We start from the raw sequence: 20,389 nt of genomic DNA, 5'->3' as shown, positions 1-20,389 counted from the left end.
ATTCATATGCCTCTCAGCGGAGTGGCGTAAAGGTGCCTTCCGTGGTGCGTGAGCGGAAAATATGCCTTATGGAAGAGGCCTATTTGCGTTTTTTGAGTGAAAAATCGAAGCACAGACCTCCGCTCAGCCGGTTGTGCGCCTTTATTGTTCCGCCGTGCAGCAGTACGGCATTCTTCACTATGGCAAGCCCAAGTCCTGTGCCGCCCATCTTGCGGCTGCGTCCTTTGTCCACGCGGTAGAAGCGTTCGAAGAGCCTCGGCAGGTGCTCGGCAGGCACTCCCACGCCATTGTCGCAGAACGAGAACACCCATCGGTCTGCCGTCTCTCTGGCACTTACACTTATCGTCGTGTGCTCTCCGGCATACGCTATGGCGTTGTCGGTGAGGTTTCTGAAGATGCTGTATACAAGGCTGTAGTTGCCCTCTATCAAGATGTTGGGTCTCACGTCGCACACGAACGACATGTGCTTCTGTTCGAGCTGCATCGACGTATCCCTCTCTATGTCGCCTATGATGTTTGAAACGTTCACCTCGGAGAATTCTATCAGCTCGTGCGCGTCGTCCATCCTGTTGAGCGTCGATATGTCGTGCAGCAGCGAGGTGAGCCTTCTGCTCTGCGCGTAGCTGCGCTCCATGAACTGCTGTTTCACCTTGGCGTCCATGTCAGGATTGCTGAGTATGGTCTCCAGATAGCCCTGTATGCTTGCCACGGGAGTTTTCAGCTCGTGCGCTATGTTCTGCGTGAGCTGCCGTTTAAGTATGGTCTGTTCCTCGCGGGTGCTCTGCAGGCGTTTGTATATCTTTATTATCCGCTCGGCAATCTCCCCCAGTTCGTCGTCGGGAAAGTCGGCGAGGTCTTCCGTGTCGAGCGATTCGTTGTTGTCGGCACGGCTTGCGAATATCTTCAGTTTGGTTATGTTGTCGCCCAGACGGCTGATGAAGTGATACAGAACGAGCGTGAGCAGCACCATGGCTGTTATCGCGAACCATATGTAATGCTGGTCCGCCTGCAGCGATTTGGACAGATTGTCGTCGTAGGGCAGCGCGCTCCGTATGATGATGTCCTTGTCCTTGAAGTATGAGGCTGAGTAGAAGAAGTTGCCATCCACCGTCCTGCTGCTTCTGTCCACGGACGTTCCGTGCCCGTTTTTCAGCGCGTCAATCACTTCCGGGCGGTCTGAGTGGTTCACCACATTGGCATAAGAGCTGAGCTGGCTGTCGTATATCACAGTCCCGTCACGCTTTATCAGCGTCACCCTAAGCCCTGTGAAGCCATGGCTCTTCACATAGATATTGAGCGTGTTCTCGTTGATGCTGTCGGTGTAGTTCATCCATTCGCTCATGCGCTCGTTGTAGTCCTGCAGCCTTATGTCGAGCATGTCAGTCTTATATCTGTTCTCATGCGACTGCTGGAAAACGATGAACGCTATGGCGAAAAGCAGGAATACTGACAGCACGCTGAAGTAAATCCTGTTGCCTACACTGATGTTTCTTATGCACCTCTGTATTATCATGTCGCGTCGGAATGGTCTAAGCGTCGAAGTAATAGCCGAATCCGAGACGTGTGACTATGCATTTCGAGAAACGCCCTATCTTCTTTCGCAGGCGTGTGATGTTCACGTCGACGGTGCGGTCGAGCACAAGCACGTCCTTCGGCCATATGCGGTCAATCAGTTCCTGCCGCGAGAACACCCGTCCGCGTTCCTCGAGCAGCAGGTGGAGAAGTTCGAACTCGGTCTTTGTGAAAGGTATCTCCTCACCGTCGATGCTCACGGTTTTCTTGCCGAGATTCATCTCTATGCCCTGATAGTATATCACTTGCGGAGCCTGCTGTTCGGCAGGCGAGGCTGTGCGTCTGAGCACGGCGCGCACCCGCACGAGCACCTCGCGTATGGAGAACGGCTTCGATATGTAGTCGTCGGCGCCGAGATTGAATCCCGTCACGGTGTCGTTCTCCGTGTCGCGGGCTGTGAGAAAGACTATGGGGATGTGCTCGGTGGCAGGGTCTGACTTCAGCTTCTTCGCCATTGCGAAGCCCGACATGCCTCCCATCATCACGTCGAGCAGCAGCAGGTCGAACTCCCCCACGTTGAGCGTGAGGGCTTCCTCGGCAGAGCATGCGGTCGATACCTCATAGCCTTCTGTCTCCAAATTGAATTTAAGAATCTCGAGCAGGTCCTGCTCGTCGTCCACAACAAGAATTCTGTTTTTATGTTCCATGTATGCCGTTTGTTTGCTGCAAAATTATTCATAAGACTGTTCACATCTGTTGCAATAAGATTACAATTGTGTTACATGTGCGGCTTTGGTGGTGAGACTGTAGGTTCACGCCGTGAGTTTCCGTGGCGGGCTATTTGCGTGAATTGTAGTATTCCAGTCCTTTTCTCATGTTTCCTATGAGAGCTTCCGATGAGTATGTGGCTCCGCTCATTGCGTCCACCTTCATTTTTGCCGCTGTCTCAGGGTCTTTCCCTATATAGGCTGACAGCAGTCTCTTTGCTTTGGAGAATATCCCGGGCGACTCGTTGTTGGGCAATGTCTCTATTCTTGTTATCTTGTTCTTGCTGATGTATATCTTCAGCGGTGTCGTTCCTCCGTATCCCCTCACCTTTGCGGCTATGGATGTTGTGTTCACTACGGTCGTGCCGTTCTTCTTGCTGATTGCTCCCTTGTGCTGTGTGGCGGCTGTGAGACATACTGCCGACGCCAGACATATCAGCATGGCAGCCGCTGTATTGACGGTTCTCTTCATTCTGTTACGGTTTTCTTGTGTCATTGCGTGCAGGTTGCGGTCAGGGTGTTATGTTTTAGGAAGTATGTGAAAACGAGCCGGCAGGCGGCAGCAACGTCACTGTCCGCCTGCCGGCTTTGTCTGTTCGTCAGTATGTTTTTATACAAGGTGTGCGATGAGATCCTCGCGTTCGCCCTCCAGCATGTCTATCACCGGAATCTCAATCATGGTGTAGCATGCGGGCTGCTGGCGCATTGAGGCACGCGCAACATTGACGAGCACCTGTCCGGTGAGTGCCGGGTTGTTGATGCTCATGTTGAATTCCATGCGCTGGTTCTGCGTCTTTCCGCTCACGCCTTTGCGCACGAGGTTCACTCCATGACCCATGTCGCGCACGTCGTCGACCGACGGAACGGCGAACACATGAGTCTCGTCGCTTGCGAAGTAGGGGTCAGCCTTGACAGCCTTTGCCACCTCCTCGATGCTCGCTCCGTTCTCCAGCTCAACGTAAACCATACGCCTGTGGAGTCCCTCGCCCTTGGGTATGGTCATCGACAGGGCGTTCTTCACACCCTCCTTGCTTCTCACGCATACGCTGTGACCCATCGACATGCCCGGTCCGAAGTTGGTGTAGCTGAGTCCTTTCGGTGCGAGGCTCTGCATGAGAGAGCGCACAATGGAGTCAGAACCCGGGTCCCAGCCTGCGGCAATCACGGCAACCGTGCCGTGCTCCTTGCATATAGGCATGAGCGTGTTGCGGTAGTTGAGGATGGAAGTGTGTATGTCGAAGCTGTCAACGGTGTTGATGCCCATTGCCAGTATCTTCTTGGCGTACTCCTCGCAGCTGCGTGTCGGTGTGGCGAGAATAGCCACGTCGACGTCCTTCAGCTCGCTTATGTCCTTCACCACACTGTAGGGAGCGAGTTCCGCCGGCTTGTTCTCAGCCCCGTTGCGCCTTACTATTCCCGCTATCTCGAAGTCTGATGCTGCCTCAAGCGCCTGCACCGTGTAGTGTCCGATGTTGCCGTATCCCACTACGGCTGCTCTTATTTTCTTCATCTTTTCTTTTGTTTATGATTATTTGTTGTATCCTGTATGTGCATCATTACCGTCCTCACGGCTTTGCCGTCGGTGTGGCATAATCCCGAATCAGTCATTAGAACGCCGATTGTACATTTAATGTTTATTGTCAGCTCTTCATCCTTCTTCCGCACTGCTGCCGTCATCTTGTATCCTGCTTTTTCTCGATGTAGCCCGCTACATCTTCGATAAAGCAGGATACAATCTGGCTGACAGCAGCACAAAACAAGAATGTAAGTCTAATGACCGATTCGGGATAATGTGCCTGTTTTGCTTCGCAAATTTACAAAAATATTGAAAAAGCCATGCCGGAGAAAATATTTTTTTAGTTTGTTTATGTCTTCTTTATCACATGTCAACCTCACTGCCATGTGCGTGTGGCAATGGTAAGACAATGCCGTGATGCCGCACCGCCGCCTTTCCCTCTGCCTGCATAAATATGCGCTATATGCGTCCTGCATATGCATATTTATGCGGTGACAACTCCGTAATACTCCGTTTTTTGCGCGCGTGACAGTTTACGGCTGTAAAAACACGAGTTTTGCGCCGGTTTGTTAATGCGCTGACACACAGTTATTTATATCATATTACACCGCAAAACCGTTTTTCCCCTTCCGCCAAAGAGGCTTTTCGGGCTTGCGGAAAAGCCCGTTCTGTGTGCCGGAAAAGCCTTTGCGGAGTTGCTGAAAAGGCTTTGCGGCGGTGCGGAAGAGCCTTTTCGGCAAGAAAAAGGGGCAAATTACGTATCGGTATATGCATGTTTATGCGCGATTGATGCGTTTTTCCCGCTTGCGCGTTTCTGTTTTGCGGATTTGCTTTGTCGTGTTTTTTTACTTACGGAGTGTATATTTATGCATTTCCGCCGGTATGTTACTGTAGCGCGTCGCGGTATGTATGCCGCCTCACATATTTGTATATTATGTGGCAATGTCATTGCCGTTACAGAATAAATCACTATCTTTACAACTCTAATTCTATCATATTATGAAACATATCATCATTGGCGGAGTCGCAGGCGGAGCCACCGCTGCGGCACGCATAAGAAGAGCCGACGAGAACGCGGAGATTGTTCTCGTGGAAAAGGGTAAGTATATATCGTATGCCAACTGCGGTCTTCCTTATTATATAGGCGGTGTGATAAAGAGCCGCGACAAGCTGTTCGTGCAGACACCGGAGGCTTTCTCGCGACGGTTCAATGTCGATGTGCGCACGCGGCACGAGGCTCTCTCCATCGACACGGAGAGGCATGAGGTGAGCATAAGGCGCGCCGACGGCACCACATACACCGAGACCTACGACCGCCTGCTGCTCTCGCCGGGAGCCGAGCCTGTGCGTCCGCCGCTCGAGGGAATAGACACCGAGGGCATATTCACGCTGCGCAACGTGGACGACACCGACCGCATACACAGCTATCTCGGCACTCACCGAGTGAGGCATGCCGTGGTTGTGGGCGGAGGCTTCATAGGTCTGGAGATGGCTGAGAACCTTCATCATGCCGGTGCGGGCGTGTCGATAGTGGAGATGGCAGACCAGGTGATGGCTCCTGTCGACTTCTCCATAGCCTCACACGTGCACCGTCATCTCATGGACAAGGGCGTGGGGCTTTGGCTCGGCAGGGGAGTGGAGAGGTTCACGAGTGAGAACGGCTCCATAAAAGTGTGGCTGAACACGGGCGAGACGCTCTCTGCCGACCTCGTGCTGCTCTCCATCGGAGTGCGCCCGTCGGTGAGGCTGGCGCGCGAGGCAGGCATAGAGCTGGGCGCGCGGGGCATAAAGGTGAACCGGTGGTTACAGACATCGTCGCCCGATGTGTATGCCGTGGGCGACGCGATAGAGTATGAGCACCCCATAGCGGGAGGACCGTGGCTCAACTATCTTGCCGGTCCTGCCAACCGTCAGGCACGCATTGCCGCCGACAACATGGTGTATGGCAACCGCGAGGAGTATGAAGGCTCCATAGGAACGTCTGTCGCAAAGGTGTTCGACATCACTGTCGGCGCAACCGGACTTGCCGCCAAGCACCTCAAACGCATGGGTGTGCCTTATCTGACATCGGTCACCACCTCGTCGTCGCACGCAGGATATTATCCCGGAGCGTTCAACCTGACGCTGAAACTCACGTTCGCCCCCGACACCGGACGCATATATGGAGCGCAGTGTGTGGGCGTTGACGGGGTGGACAAACGCATAGACGAGATAGCCATGCTCATAAAACGGGGCGGCACCGTGCGCGACCTTGTGAGGACGGAGCAGGCATATGCCCCGCCGTTCTCGTCGGCGAAGGACCCCGTGGCGATAGCGGGCTACGTGGCATGCAACACGCTCGACGGGGTGATGCCGGTGGTGACGTGGCGCGAGCTTGCGGCTGCCGACAGGTCGGAGGTGTGTCTGGTGGACGTGCGCACGCCGGAGGAATACTCCCTGGGCACTATAGACGGTGCAGTGAACATTCCGCTCGACGACCTGCGCGGACGTCTCGGAGAGATTGGCAGGGACAGCGACGTCATAGTGTTCTGCGCTGTCGGACTGCGCGGTTATCTTGCCCAGCGCATTCTTCTCGGCAGAGGCTACAGGAGGGTGAGAAACCTTGCGGGCGGATATAAGACCTACTCGCTTGCCACGCAGAAGGTGGAGCCGGTTGAAGGACAGCCATGCGGTCAGGCGGAAGACAGCGGAGCGGAGAACGGTGACATGCTGAGGCTCGACGCATGCGGGCTTCAGTGTCCCGGTCCGATAATGCAGGTGAAGAACGCCGTAGACGGAATGAAAGCCGGACAGAGAATAGAGGTGAGAGCCACCGACCCCGGGTTTGCGCGCGACGCCGAGTCGTGGTGCCGCTCAACGGGCAACAAGTTTGTATCGAAAACCTCTGAAGGAGGCTATCACACGGTGGTGATAGAGAAACGGGAGGCATGCGGCAGTGCCGTCACACCGGCGGCGGGAGGAAGCCGCGACAAGACATTCATAATGTTCAGCGACAGTCTCGACCGCGCCATAGCCACATTCGTGCTCGCCAACGGAGCGGCGGCGACAGGCGGTAAGGTCACCATATTCTTCACCTTCTGGGGGCTTAACGTCATAAAGAAACGCCGCAAGCCGCACGTGGAGAAGGACATCTTCGGGCGCATGTTCGCATGGATGCTGCCGTCAGACTCAACGTGCCTGCACCTCTCCAAGATGAGCATGCTGGGCTTGGGCGACCGTCTGATGCGCCACATCATGCGCAGGAAGAACATATCACAGCTCGAGGAGCTTATGCGGGAGGCTGTATACAACGGTGTGGAACTGATAGCCTGCCAGATGACGATGGACATGATGGACATCAGCCGTGACGAACTCATCGACGGAGTGACCGTTGGCGGAGTGGCTACATATATGGAACGGGCTGGCAACTCCGGCGTGAACCTCTTCATCTGACCGTCATTGTGCGGCTCACGCGCGTGTCTTCCGTAGGGTCAACGGCATGCGGCTGAGCCGCACACCTTATTATATATATGTCCCGACAAGCTTGTCTGCCGTCGGGACAGACGTTTTCTCCACGTGGCTTTCCGCGTGAGGTGCCGCGCCGCGTTCATGTGTCAGCGCGTGTAAGTGTGGGCTCCGGTCATATGTTAAAAGCTTATTTTGTGCGCCTTTGTAACAATAAAACACCGTGGAAGACGTTAATATATTTGAATCAATGTTTATTTCTGTCCGCACCGCGCGCCGTTCACGGTTTGCAAGGCGCATGAATGTGGCTGTCGGACACGAATCAGGCATAACAAAATACAGGACAATGATAGAATACATAAAAGGCGAACTGACCGATCTGACACCCGCTCTGGCGGTGGTGGAGGCGGCAGGTGTGGGCTACGCCCTTAACATTTCGCTCAACACCTTTACGGCAATACAGGGAAAGAAAGATGTGCGTCTCTATGTGCACGAGGCTCTCGTGGCAGGCGGGCGCGACGACTCGTTCACGCTCTACGGGTTCGCGTCGAAACAGGAACGGGAGGTATACCGCCTGCTCATCACCGTGTCGGGAGTGGGGGCGAACACCGCCCGCATGATACTTTCCACAATGTCGCCGGCTGAACTCGGCTCCGCCATATCCACAGGCAACGAAAGGCTGATAAAGAGCGTGAAGGGAATAGGACTGAAAACGGCGCAGAGGATAATCGTGGATCTTAGAGACAAGATACTGTCTCTGGGAATGGCGACGGAGGAGAAGAACGACGCCGCGGCTGCGGTGGTGAACGTGGAGGTGAGAGACGAGGCTGTGTCGGCACTCACCATGCTCGGTTTCTCGCCCGCACCGTCGGCAAAGGTGGTCGTGACCATACTCGAGGAGCATCCCGACATGCCCGTTGAACAGGTTGTAAAGCTTGCCTTGAAACAGATAAAGTGAAAATAAGAAAAACCATATACGGACTGTTCTTCGCGTTGTTTGCCGCAAGTCTGGCAAGCTACGCTCTCTCAGTGCCTTACCAGCAGGACCAGAACCCGAGGCGGAGAAACAACCGTCAGCCTGCGGGGGAGACCGCGCTGAAGGACACTCTGGCAGTCAAGGCGCAGCCGGTGATAGAGAACGAGGACTCCATCCCAGACTCGCTGCTCAACGCCAGATGGAAAATACAGCGCACGTTGCCCCTCACTCTCGACGACCTTGACCGTAACGCGGCTGACCTTAAAAGCCCCGATAACCTGAAACAGGAGGTGGAATACAACGACTCGCTCGACCTTTACGTCATCGGTTCGAAGATGAGCGACTCATACATCAATACGCCCATATACATGACTCCGGCTGAATACCGCAAGTGGAGCGAGAAAAAGGCGATGCAGAGATACTTCCGCGAGAAGAACAGCGAGATTTATGAGGCGAAGGGAAAGGAGAAGTTCGACTTCACGGACATGCACTTCGAGCTCGGTCCGGCGGAGAAGATATTCGGTCCGGGAGGCGTGCGCATAAAGACGCAGGGTACAGCCGAGCTGAAGTTCGGTGCCACACTGAAGAGCATCGACAACCCTTCGCTGCCCATACGCAACCGTAAGACCACCACAATAGACTTCGACGAGAAGATCAATCTCAACGTAAACGGTAAGGTGGGAGACAAGGTCAACATGAACCTTAACTATAATACCGACGCCACATTCGACTTCGACTCGCAGAACTTAAAGCTCAAATACGACGGCAAGGAAGACGAGATAATAAAGCTTGTGGAGGCAGGCAACATCTCGTTCCCGTCCAACTCGTCGCTCGTGAAAGGCGCGTCCTCGCTCTTCGGTATACGTACCGACCTGCAGTTCGGCAAACTGAAGCTGCAGCTCGTGGGCTCGCAGAAGAAGTCGTCCACAACAAGCGTGTCGTCGAAAGGAGGCGCGCAGCTCACGCCTTTTGAGATAGACGTGGCAAACTATGAGRAAAACCGCCACTTCTTTCTGTCGCAGTATTTCCGCGAGAAGTATGACGCGGGCATGCAGACGCTGCCCACCGTGGCTACGGGTATAAACATCAACCGTGTGGAAATATGGGTTACGAACAAGACGGGAAACACCAACAACACCAGAAACATCATCGCTCTGACCGACCTCGGAGAGAATGCCAGGGTGTCTAACCCGCTATGGGCGACGACAGGACAGAACGTTCCGTCAAACAGCGCCAACTCGGAGTATTCGTCAATGGTGAACCAATACGCCGCAGCACGTGACATAGACCAGACCTCTACGGTGCTCGACGGCATCGCGGGATTTGTCGGCGGCGTCGATTATGAGAAGCTTGAGAGCGCAAGACTGCTCAGTTCGTCGGAGTATACGGTGAATTCCGCGCTCGGATATGTGTCGCTCAAGACGTCCATACAGACCGACCAGGTGCTCGCCGTGGCTTATGAGTACACTTACGGTGGAGTGACCTATCAGGTGGGAGAGTTCGCCTCAGACATCACGGATGTCAGTCAGGCTCTCTTCGTGAAGTCGTTGAAGAACACGAGCAACAACCCGCAGCAGGGCAACTGGGACCTTATGATGAAGAATGTGTACTATCTCGCCTCATCGGTTGAGAAGGACAAGTTCCGCCTCGACGTCAAGTTCCAGAGCGATACGACAGGTGTCTACCTTACTTATATACCCGAACCGCAGGTCAAGGACCAGACTATTATAAAGGTGCTCGGTGCCGACCGGCTCGACAACAACATGAAGACAAACCCCAACGGATACTTCGACTACGTGGACGGATACACCGTCAGCGACGGACGGGTGTTCTTCCCGAAAGCCGAACCGTTCGGAAGCTACATCTACAATTATCTTACCGGAAAGGGCGTACCGGCGGCGCAGGCTTCCAAATATTCCTTTACCGAGCTGTATGACTCCACGAAGACTGTCGCGAAACAGATAGCCGAGAAGAACAAGTATGTGCTTATGGGACAGTTCCGCGGAACGCTCGCCAACGTCATCTCGCTCGGGTCGGTGAACATTCCGCAAGGTTCGGTTGTAGTGACTGCGGGTGGAGTGGTGCTGACAGAGGGCTCCGACTACACCGTGGACTACAACCTTGGTGAGGTGACCATCCTAAATCAGAGCATCATAGACGCCGGAACGGCTGTCAACGTGTCGCTTGAGAGCAACACGGAGTATGCCCAGCAGCGCAAGACAATGTTCGGAGTGAACTGGGAATACGACTTTTCGAAGGACTTCCAGATAAGCGGTACGCTCCAGCATCTGTCCGAACAGGCACTCACAACGAAGGTTGCGATGGGGTCGGAACCGCTCAACAACACTATATGGGGACTGAACCTGAACTGGAAAAAGGAAAGTCAGTGGCTGACAAACCTGCTCGACAAGATTCCGTTCCTACAGCTCACGCAGCCTTCCAACATCTCTTTTACGGGCGAGTTCGCACAGCTCATCGCAGGACAAAGCCGTGGAACGCAGGACAATGCGTCATATCTCGACGACTTTGAGAATACGAAGAGTGCCATAGACGTGAGCACACCGACGTCTTGGATAATATCAAGCGTGCCGACGATGTTCCCCGAACACAGCGACAAGTCTACTCTCCGGAGCGGCTTCAATCGTTCTCTTCTGGCTTGGTATACCATCGACCCGCTGTTCACAAGGCGCAGTTCGTCGCTCACACCGAGCCATATCAAGGGCGATCTGGAACAGTTGTCCAACCATTATGTGCGTGAGGTGCCGGTGAGAGAGCTTTATCCGAACCGCGACCAAAGCTCTTACAGCGGCGCGACGTCCACACTCAGCATCCTCAATCTGGCATATTACCCTAACGAGCGCGGTCCTTACAACTTCAGCACCGACCTCGCTTACGACGGAACATTGAACAACCCGACGCAGCATTGGGGCGGTATGATGCGCAAACTCGACAACAACGACTTCGAGACAGCCAACGTGGAGTACATCGAGTTCTGGATGCTCGACCCGTTCATATATACCTCCCGCGAGGGAACGGCGTCCGATTACGGGGGCGATTTCTACATTAATCTCGGCGAGGTGAGCGAGGATATACTCCGCGACGGTAAGAAGTTCTATGAGAGCGGAATGCCTGTCGACGGCTCGAACAGCTTCATCACCACCCAGTGGGGTAAGGTTCCGACGCAGGCGACGGTCACTTACGCCTTCGCGACAACGTCGGGTGCGCGTGCGCTTCAGGATGTCGGATTCAACGGTCTTAACGATGAGGAGGAGCGTAACTTCGAGTCTTATCAGGAGTTTCTCACTTCCATACAGGGCAAGGTGAACCCTGCTGTGTTCGATTCGATATGGAACGACCCTGCCAACGACAACTACCACTACTTCCGCGGACGCGACTACGACCAGATGAGGGCGTCTATCCTCCGCCGCTACAAGTACATAAACAATCCTCAAGGCAACTCTCCTGACAGCGAGTCGCGCGATGAGAGCTACGACACATCATACAAGACGATGCCTGATGTGGAGGATATCAATCAGGACTATACGCTCAACGAGTATGAGAAATACTTCCAGTACCGTGTCTCCATACGCCCTGAAGACCTCGTGGTGGGACGCAACTTCATTGTGGACAAGCGTATCGCGTCGCCCAAACTGCGCAACGGCAAGACGGAGGAAGTGACGTGGTATCTGTTCCGTATACCCCTTTCGGACTATGAGGACAAGGTCGGCTCGATATCGGATTTCACGAGTATCCGGTTCATGCGTATGTTCATGACGGGCTTCAAGCATCCTATCATACTGCGGTTCGGCTCGCTCGACCTTGTGAGAGGCGACTGGAGGGTGTACGACCAGAATCTCGACAACTCGGCTACTCAGCAGGGCAAGCTTGCGGTGAGTGCCGTCAACATTGAGGAAAACAACGACAAGACACCGGTGAACTATGTCCTTCCGCCGGGAATAAGGCGCGGACAGGACCCGCAGCAGCCGCAACTTGTGGAGGACAACGAGCAGTCGCTCGCCCTCACAGTGACCGATCTGGGCAGCGGCGAGTCGAAAGCCGTGTATAAGAACACCACACTCGACCTCCGCCAATACAAGAGATTGCAGATGTTTGTGCACGCAAACATGATGGAACCTAACGTCACCAACCTGCAGGACAACCAGCTTGCAGTGTTCATAAGACTCGGAAGCGACTACAAAAGCAATTACTATGAATACGAGATACCGCTGAAGCTGACCCCCAACGGCAACAATTACGACAAGTATTCGCGTGCCGATTGCGAGATGGTATGGCCCGAGGAGAACATGCTTGACATTCCCCTCAACGTGTTCACTGCGCTGAAGAAGGCGCGCAACAAAGCCAAGTCTGAGGGGCGGGCATCATACAACCGCGTGTTCAGTGCGTACGATGACGACAAGCCTGCAAACAAGATCAGTGTCATGGGAAACCCCACCTTGGGTGAGGTGAAGACCATGATAATAGGTGTGCGCAACAACTCCGGAGAGATAAAGAGCGGAGAAATCTGGGTCAACGAGCTGCGTCTGCGCGAATATAATAATGAAGGCGGATGGGCGGCACAGGGCAACCTGAATGTGCAGCTCTCCGATCTTGGTTCGGTGAACGTGCAGGGACGCTATATATCCGACGGTTTCGGAGGTCTCGAGGACGGCGTGGCGCAACGCTCGACCGATGATTACAAGACCTACAGTATTACCGCGAACATAGAGCTCGGAAAGTTTTTCCCGCAGAAAGCAAAGGTAAGCGCGCCTCTGTACTACTCTATAACGAAGGAGTTCACACGCCCAAGATACAATCCGCTCGATACGGATATGGAGCTCGACGACGCGCTCGAGTCGCTCGGCAAGAACGAACGCGACTCGGTGGAAAGCATCGCCGTGACCAAGACTACGACCACAAACTTCTCTCTTTCCAACGTAAGAGTGGGCATACAGAACAAGCGTCACCCCATGCCTTACGACCCGGCGAACTTCTCTTTGACCTATAGTCACAGCCACAACTTCTCGAGCGGCGAGACGACGGTGTATGAGAAGGAGGACAACTGGCGCGGAGCGATGAACTATTCATGGACTCCTGTGTACAAGCCTTTTGAGCCTTTCAGGAAGCTGAAGAACAAAAGCAAGTGGCTGGATATACTCCGCCGCTTCGGACTTAACTGGCTGCCGCAGAACGTCGGATTCAATACGGAGATAACGCGAAGCTACTATGAACTGCAGGAACGCGACATGGAGAGCATGGGAGAGTCCGAACTTCCGGTCACGTTCAGCCAGCAATTCCTGTGGAACAGGGACTTCTCGTTGCGCTGGGACCTCACGAAGAACCTGCACATGAACTTCCAGAGCGCCACGCACGCGGAGATAGAAGAGCCTTACACACCCGTGAACAAGGACTTGTATCCCGACCGTTACTCCGCATGGAAGGACTCCGTATGGACGAGCATCAAGAATCTCGGAACGCCGCTGGACTACAACCAGTCGTTCGCCATGTCATACCAGCTGCCGCTCAACCTCATTCCTGTCTTCGACTGGGTGAACTCCGACGCCAGCTACAACGCCACATACAACTGGGTGAGAGGCACCGAGCTTGAGGACGGGACATCGCTCGGCAACACCATCTCAAACAACAGGACGCTCAACATCAACGGAACGTTCAATCTGGAGAAGCTCTACAACCACATACCTTTCCTGAAGAAGGCAAACGAAAGGTTCAACAAGGAACCGGCGCGGGCAGCAAACAACACGCGCAACAAGCCTAAGAAGAAAGCTGACGACAAGGCTAAGAAAGCCGCCGACGGCAAAGGTGCGGGCGCAACAGACGGCAAGGCGGCGCAGCTTGCGAAGCAGTTGCCTAAGAACAAGCGCAGTTTTGAGAGCGAGGTGGTGCTTCGTCCAGACACCGTCACGAAGCTCACGCACGGCAAGAAGACCAAACGCATCATTGTGTCGGCAAAGACCGCCGACGGCAAGGTGTTCAACCTGAAATACAAACGCATCGACGAGAACAGCATAAACATAACGAGCAAGGTCGACTCCGTGACCAAGGTGAAAGTCACCGTCACGCCTAAGGAGCCGCTCGAGAATAAAGGCTGGTACCGCACAATGCAGAGTGTGGCGCGCGTGATGATGATGGTGCGCAGTGTGGGCATATCCTACCGCAACCAGTATTCGATGTCGCTGCCGGGCTTCATGCCTATGATAGGCGACGCGTTCGGTCAGACACGCAGTGTGGGAGCGATGTCGCCGGGTCTTGACTTCGCCTTCGGAATGATTGGCGACTCCTACATCGACAAGGCGCGCGACAACGGATGGCTGCTCATGAACGACTCTGTAGCCACGCCTGCCACCACCAACAAGACCGAGGATTTGCAGATAAGGGCGACGCTCGAACCCATAAAGAACCTCAAGATAGACCTCAACGCCAACCGCACCATGACCACGGCGAAGAGCATACAATATATGTATGAGGGCAATCCGACAACCCAGAGCGGAACCTTCTCCATGACAACGCTGTCGCTGGGAAGCGCGTTCGAAGGGTCGGGCAACGCGGGCAACGGCTACCACTCGGCTACCTTCGAGAAGTTCTGCAAGTCGCTCGACGGTTTCCGACAGCGTGTCGAGGCGCGTTATGCCAACGCCGTCTATCCGGAGGGAACGCTTCTTGCCGGAAAGAAATTCGACCCGGCGAACGGCGGAGTGAACAAGTACGGCTCGGATGTGATGATTCCCGCCTTCCTCTCAGCGTACACAAGCATGGGCGGTTCGTCGCTCGACATATTCCCGTCGCTTGCCCGTCTGCTGCCCAACTGGTCGGTGCGCTACAGCGGACTGACACGGCTGCCGTGGTTCCGCGATGTGTTCAAGAGCGTCAACATCAACCATGCGTACAAGAGCATCTACGCCGTTGGCTCGTACAGTTCGTACAGCACCTTCATGGAATATATGAACGGGCTTGGCTTCGTGAACGACGCCACCACAGGAAACCCCATCCCAAGCTCCATGTACAACGTATCGACGGTAAGCATCAACGAGTCGTTCTCGCCGCTGCTCGGCATCGACCTCACGTTTGAGAACAACCTCACGGCAAAGCTCGAGTACCGCACGACGCGCGTGCTCAGCCTCAGCATGACCAGCGTACAGATAAACGAGGCTACCAGCCACGACTGGGTGCTCGGCATGGGATATACCATCAACAACTTCAACATCTTCGGAGGACGCAACCACAGACTTGTGAAGAACAAGGGAAAGAAGAACGACGACGAGCAGAACAACACCACACGCACAGCCACACGTGCCACTTCGGGAGTGAACCACGACCTGCGTCTGCGGCTCGACATGAGCTATCGCAAGCAGGCATCCATAAGCCGCGACATCGCGTCGATGACCAGTGCGGCGAGCAGCGGCAACAGTGCCTTCAAGCTGTCGTTCTCCGCCGAGTACACATTATCGAAGCTTATGTCAATGAGTTTCTACTATGACTGCCAGACAAACAAGCCCCTGCTCGCCAGCAGCAGCTATCCTACGACCACTCAGGACTTCGGTCTGAGCCTTAAATTCTCGCTCACCCGATAGCCCGAAGGCGTGCGGACGCGGCATACGGATGCGCTGCTCGCGACATCATCTATAGAAAACGGCAGCCGGACAGCACCTCAATGGGTGTGTCCGGCTGCCGTTTTCCGTTTACGATATATGTCTTGTTGTTTATTTCCTGTCGTATGCATGCAGCGGATAGTCGGTGGTGAAGTGCAGTCCGCGGCACTCTTTGCGCTCTATAGCCTGCCTTGTTATGAGGTAGCCCACGTTTATCATGTTGCGCAGCTCACATATGTCGCGGCTCGCCTTCACACGCTTGAAGAGAGCCTCCGTCTCTTCGTAGAGCAGGTCAAGACGGTCCCACGCCCTCTTGAGACGCAGGTCGCTGCGCACTATTCCGACGTAGTTGCTCATTATCTCGCCCACTTCCTTTACGCTCTGCGTTATGAGCACCTTCTCCTCATTGGTCATTGTGCCCTCGTCGTTCCATTCCGGTATCTTGTCGTTGAAGTCATATTCGTCCACGTGAGCAATGGAGTGGCGTGCCGCCGCGTCAGCGTAGACCACGGCTTCTATAAGAGAATTGCTTGCGAGACGGTTGCCTCCGTGCAGTCCTGTGCACGAACACTCGCCTATGGCATATAGCCGGTCGATGCTCGACTGGCCGTTAAGGTCGACCTTTATGCCTCCGCACATATAGTGGGCGGCAGGTCTCACCGGTATGTAGTCGGTCGTTATGTCTATTCCTATGGACTTGCACTTCATGTAGATGTTGGGGAAGTGGCGTTTTGTCTCTTCCGCGTTCTTGTGCGTAACGTCCAGACACACATGGTCAAGACCGTGTATCTTCATCTCCTTGTCGATGGCTCTTGCCACTATGTCGCGCGGAGCAAGCGACAGACGCTTGTCATATTTCTCCATGAACGACGACCCGTCGGGCAGCCGCAGTATGCCTCCGTATCCGCGCATAGCCTCTGTTATGAGGAAGGCAGGGTGAGTCTCGCCCTGATGATAGAGCGCTGTGGGGTGGAACTGCACGAACTCCATGTCCTTCACAGTGCCTTTTGCCCTGTACACCATAGCCTCTCCGTCGCCCGTGGCTATTATCGGGTTGGTGGTGGTCTGGTACACCGCGCCGCATCCTCCGGTGCACATCACGGTCACCTTACTAAGATACGTGTCCACCTTTTGTGTGTCGGGATTGAGCACGTAAGCACCGTAGCAGTTGATGTAAGGTGTCCGCCGCGTCACTCGCGCTCCGAGGTGGTGCTGTGTTATTATCTCCACTGCGAAATGGTTTTCCTTTATCTCTATGTCGGGATTAGCCCTCACGGCAGCCATCAGTCCGCGTTGTATCTCGGCTCCGGTGTCGTCCGAGTGGTGCAGTATTCTGAACTCCGAGTGTCCGCCCTCACGGTGCAGATCGAACGTTCCGTCTTTTGTGCGGTCGAAGTTCACGCCCCATCCCACGAGTTCCTTTATCTGTTCCGGTGCGTTTCTCACCACCTGTTCCACCGCCGCGCGGTAGCTTATGTAGTCGCCGGCAATCATCGTGTCCTCAATGTGTTTGTCGAAGTTGTCCACTTCAATGTTTGTGACCGACGCCACGCCTCCTTGTGCGAACGAAGTGTTGGCTTCGTCGAGCGTTGTCTTGCATATCATGCAGACCTTGCCTTTCCTTGCGCGCGCCACTTTGAGGGCATAGCTCATGCCTGCCACTCCCGAACCGATAATGAGAAAATCATACTTGAAAACCATGTCTTTTTGTTTTAAGTCTTATATGAAATTAATGCCGGAGGGTTGAAATGGATTTTTTCTCCAGTCTCCCGACCGCATCTTGACGTTTGCAATGTTGATGAAAGGTGAGTGCAATGACAAGGAGGGAAAACAAAGTTTTACCGTACTTGATACCGCCGAACCGCATCTTAATATATGCAATATTAATGAAAGGTGAGTGCGACAGCAAGTCTGTGAAACTTGTTTTCACAGGACTTGATACCGCCGAACCGCATCTTAATATATGCAAAAGTACATAAAATAATTGATGTGTACACATTCTTATATGTATAAATTAGTGTATTCCAGTCCATAAATTGACCAATGTTCATCCTTCCGCCGCTTTTATACAGTAAGATAAATTTAATATTACATTAACAAAGTTTATCTTTTATGAATTCGTAATTTAACATTCAGAAAACGGCAAACCGGCTTTCACAAAGCGATATTAACCGTCCTGAAATGCCGGAAACCGCTTCCCGTAATGCGTTTTTGCGGCTGACGGATTGCGGAAAAGCCCGTTTCGGGTTACCGGAAAGCCTGTTTCGGGTTGTGATAAAGCCTCTTCAGTATTGCCGGAAAGGCTTTTCCGTGATGCGGGAAAGCCCGTTTGGCAGGACCTGAACAGTGAGGATGCAAGCCAGAAAAAACATAAACGGTTGGACGACAGCGCTTTGCCTCTATATGAWAAAAACCGCCGTTTCTGAGGCAAAACACGCTGCCGTCCGGAAATACCGCAGTTTTGAGGATGAGAATATGTATTATTTTAACATTCATGACGGTTTGTTGTGTTAATAAGATATAAAAAACAAAAACTCCACCCGAGTGTCTCACGTTATGCCGTAACGCCTCAGAGGACGGACCGACAGGCTTTTTCGTCAGTCTGAAGAATTATTTATAACTTTGCATCCGGACAATAATCACACGCATTCGCACGTGCTGCCGTGATGTGCCCGTGCGTCTGCCGCAAGCTGTGACACGCGCGGCGGGACTGTCGCGCGCCCGTTGTGCAGCCGCTTTATCACAATCATATGGACAGAATCTTTCACAGACGCGCCGGTGTGCGCGACTTTGCCGTTGTGACGGTGTTTGCCCTTGCCGGTCTCTGGGCGCTCATGCACCACAACATACCGTCAGGTCTTGTAGGTCTGGCGATGATGATGCTTGCCGCCATAACCGTGGAGCGCACCGTGCACACAGTGTATACGCTCACCTCCGACGGCAGGCTTCTGATAGACAACGGACGGTTCTCGCGCCGCCGCGAGGAGCCTCTTTCAGGCATACGCGGCGTGAGGCGCGTGGAGGGACGGCTGCTCATGCGGTCGTATGTGGCTGTTGAGTGTGCCTCCGGACGTGTGCTCGCCTTGCAGCCCGAGAACGAGACGGGGTTTGTGAAAGAGCTTCGCAGGCGTATGGCTTCCGCCGTACAGCCGTCCGACGGTTGTGACGACGGCTGCTGAGAGAGGCGGGCGGCGCGCATGGAGGCGGCACAGTCTGTCGCTCAAAGGCACTGCGGCAATGCGCTGAAAAATATTTACCTGAAAAAGAAAATGAAACGACTGTTATATCTGCTTCTCATTCCGGTGCTGATGTTCGTGCCGGCTCATGCCCAGGAAAACATAGAAGACGGTGACGTGTATGTCTCGGACGACGCCGACACTATATGTGTCGACTCCCTGCCCGACGAATGGCAGTCACTCCCATGGCCCCAGTCTGTGCAAGAGTCGCTGACGTCTCTGCTCGACGCTCCTATGTTCAGGACGTCTCAGGTGGGCATTATGGTATACGACCTTGATGCCGATTCGGCTATATTCCGCCACAACGAACGCCAGCGTTTGCGCCCCGCGTCCACCATGAAGCTTGTCACCGCCATCGCAGCCATCGACAAGCTGGGCGGCGGCTATCAGTTCAAGACCGAGCTGTGCTATACGGGCAGTGTCGCCGACGGAGTGCTCCGGGGTGACGTCTACTGCGTGGGAGGATTCGACCCGAGGTTCAATTCCGACGACCTCCGCGCTTTCGTGGAGAGCATCCACAAGATGGGCGTGGACACAATACGCGGCAATCTCTATGCCGATAAGACCATGAAGGACAGCACCCGATTCGGAAAGGGATGGTGCTGGGATGACGACAACCCCGTGCTCTCGCCCCTGCTCATAAGCCGCAAGGACAGCTTCATGACGCGCTTTGCTGAAGAGCTGCGCGAGGTGGGCATAGTGGTGGAAGGCACGGTGGGCGAGGCTATGAAGCCGGGCGACGCCTTCTGCATCTGCCGACGGTTCCACACGATGGACCAGATACTCATGAACATGATGAAGGAGAGCGACAACCTCTACGCGGAGTCTATGTTCTACCAGCTCGCGGCGACCACAGGCAGCCGTCCGGCTACGGCACGCAGCGCGCGCACGGTGATAGACAGACTCATCGAGAAGGTGGGGCTTGACGCCTCGCAGTATTCCATAGCCGACGGCTCAGGACTGTCGCTGTACAACTATCTCACGGCTGAGCTGGAGATAAAACTGCTGCGCTATGCCTTCATGAACAGCAACATATATCTGCATCTGCACCCGTCGCTGCCGCAGGCAGGCTTCGACGGCACTCTGAAGAACCGCATGCACGGACCTTTCACGCGCGGAAATGTGTATGCCAAGACGGGCACTCTCGAGGGCGTGAGCAGCCTTGCGGGCTACTGCACCGCACCTAACGGGCACAGGCTTGCCTTCGCCATAATGAACCAGGGAGTGAGACGGTGGCGCGACGCGCGCTCCTTTCAGGACACCGTTTGCCGTATATTGTGCAGTCCGTAAGCCTATGATATCCTATATGTGAAACCATAACATCATATAATAAT

Annotated in this window: 10 protein-coding genes; 5 read left to right on the top strand and 5 right to left on the bottom strand. The window is 54.2% G+C overall.

From position 1 onward, the window contains the following. Positions 1–79 precede the first annotated feature (79 nt). From BN4609_RS07560 to BN4609_RS07545, 4 genes are all read right to left on the bottom strand, one after another. A complete protein-coding gene (locus BN4609_RS07560) occupies positions 80–1,513 on the bottom strand; it encodes a sensor histidine kinase (RefSeq protein ID WP_068855986.1) in 1,434 nt (477 codons plus the stop codon). 16 nt (positions 1,514–1,529) lie between these two features. Beyond that, positions 1,530–2,219: a two-component system response regulator PhoB gene (gene phoB / locus BN4609_RS07555; RefSeq protein ID WP_021993966.1), complete on the bottom strand. Its 690-nt coding sequence runs from the start codon at positions 2,217–2,219 to the stop codon at positions 1,530–1,532. A 130-nt stretch (positions 2,220–2,349) separates the two neighbouring features. After that, a complete protein-coding gene (locus BN4609_RS07550; protein WP_021993965.1) occupies positions 2,350–2,751 on the bottom strand; it encodes an FMN-binding protein in 402 nt (133 codons plus the stop codon). A 138-nt stretch (positions 2,752–2,889) separates the two neighbouring features. After that, positions 2,890–3,789, bottom strand: a complete 900-nt coding sequence (locus BN4609_RS07545) for a diaminopimelate dehydrogenase (protein ID WP_068855984.1) — start codon at positions 3,787–3,789, stop codon at positions 2,890–2,892. Between the two features lie 1,005 nt (positions 3,790–4,794). Between BN4609_RS07545 and BN4609_RS07540 the strand changes: the two genes are divergently transcribed. The 3 genes from BN4609_RS07540 to sov all read left to right on the top strand — a co-directional run bounded on the left by BN4609_RS07540 (position 4,795) and on the right by sov (position 15,801). Next, entirely contained in the window at positions 4,795–7,227 is a 2,433-nt protein-coding gene (locus tag BN4609_RS07540; protein WP_068855982.1) for an FAD-dependent oxidoreductase, read from the top strand. Between the two features lie 358 nt (positions 7,228–7,585). Further along, positions 7,586–8,197, top strand: a complete 612-nt coding sequence (gene ruvA, locus BN4609_RS07535) for a Holliday junction branch migration protein RuvA (RefSeq protein WP_068856363.1) — start codon at positions 7,586–7,588, stop codon at positions 8,195–8,197. Continuing rightward, a complete protein-coding gene (gene sov / locus BN4609_RS07530) occupies positions 8,194–15,801 on the top strand; it encodes a T9SS outer membrane translocon Sov/SprA (protein ID WP_068855980.1) in 7,608 nt (2,535 codons plus the stop codon). Before ruvA ends, sov begins: the two co-directional genes overlap by 4 nt. A gap of 129 nt (positions 15,802–15,930) precedes the next feature. Here the strand turns inward: sov and nadB are convergent, their stop codons facing one another. Then, complete coding sequence (gene nadB, locus BN4609_RS07525; RefSeq protein ID WP_068855978.1) at positions 15,931–17,520, bottom strand: L-aspartate oxidase; 1,590 nt, start codon at positions 17,518–17,520, stop codon at positions 15,931–15,933. A gap of 1,049 nt (positions 17,521–18,569) precedes the next feature. Between nadB and BN4609_RS07520 the strand changes: the two genes are divergently transcribed. Together BN4609_RS07520 and dacB are read left to right on the top strand one after the other, a co-directional pair. Further along, complete coding sequence (locus BN4609_RS07520; RefSeq protein WP_068855976.1) at positions 18,570–18,998, top strand: PH domain-containing protein; 429 nt, start codon at positions 18,570–18,572, stop codon at positions 18,996–18,998. A 90-nt stretch (positions 18,999–19,088) separates the two neighbouring features. After that, complete coding sequence (gene dacB, locus BN4609_RS07515; RefSeq protein ID WP_021992766.1) at positions 19,089–20,345, top strand: D-alanyl-D-alanine carboxypeptidase/D-alanyl-D-alanine endopeptidase; 1,257 nt, start codon at positions 19,089–19,091, stop codon at positions 20,343–20,345. Positions 20,346–20,389: the final 44 nt, after the last annotated feature.

Origin of the sequence: Leyella lascolaii (assembly GCF_900079775.1) — a bacterium.
GTDB lineage: Bacteria > Bacteroidota > Bacteroidia > Bacteroidales > Bacteroidaceae > Prevotella > Prevotella lascolaii.
Note: the sequence above shows the minus strand (reverse complement) of the source record. Positions and strands in the feature narration are given on the sequence as shown.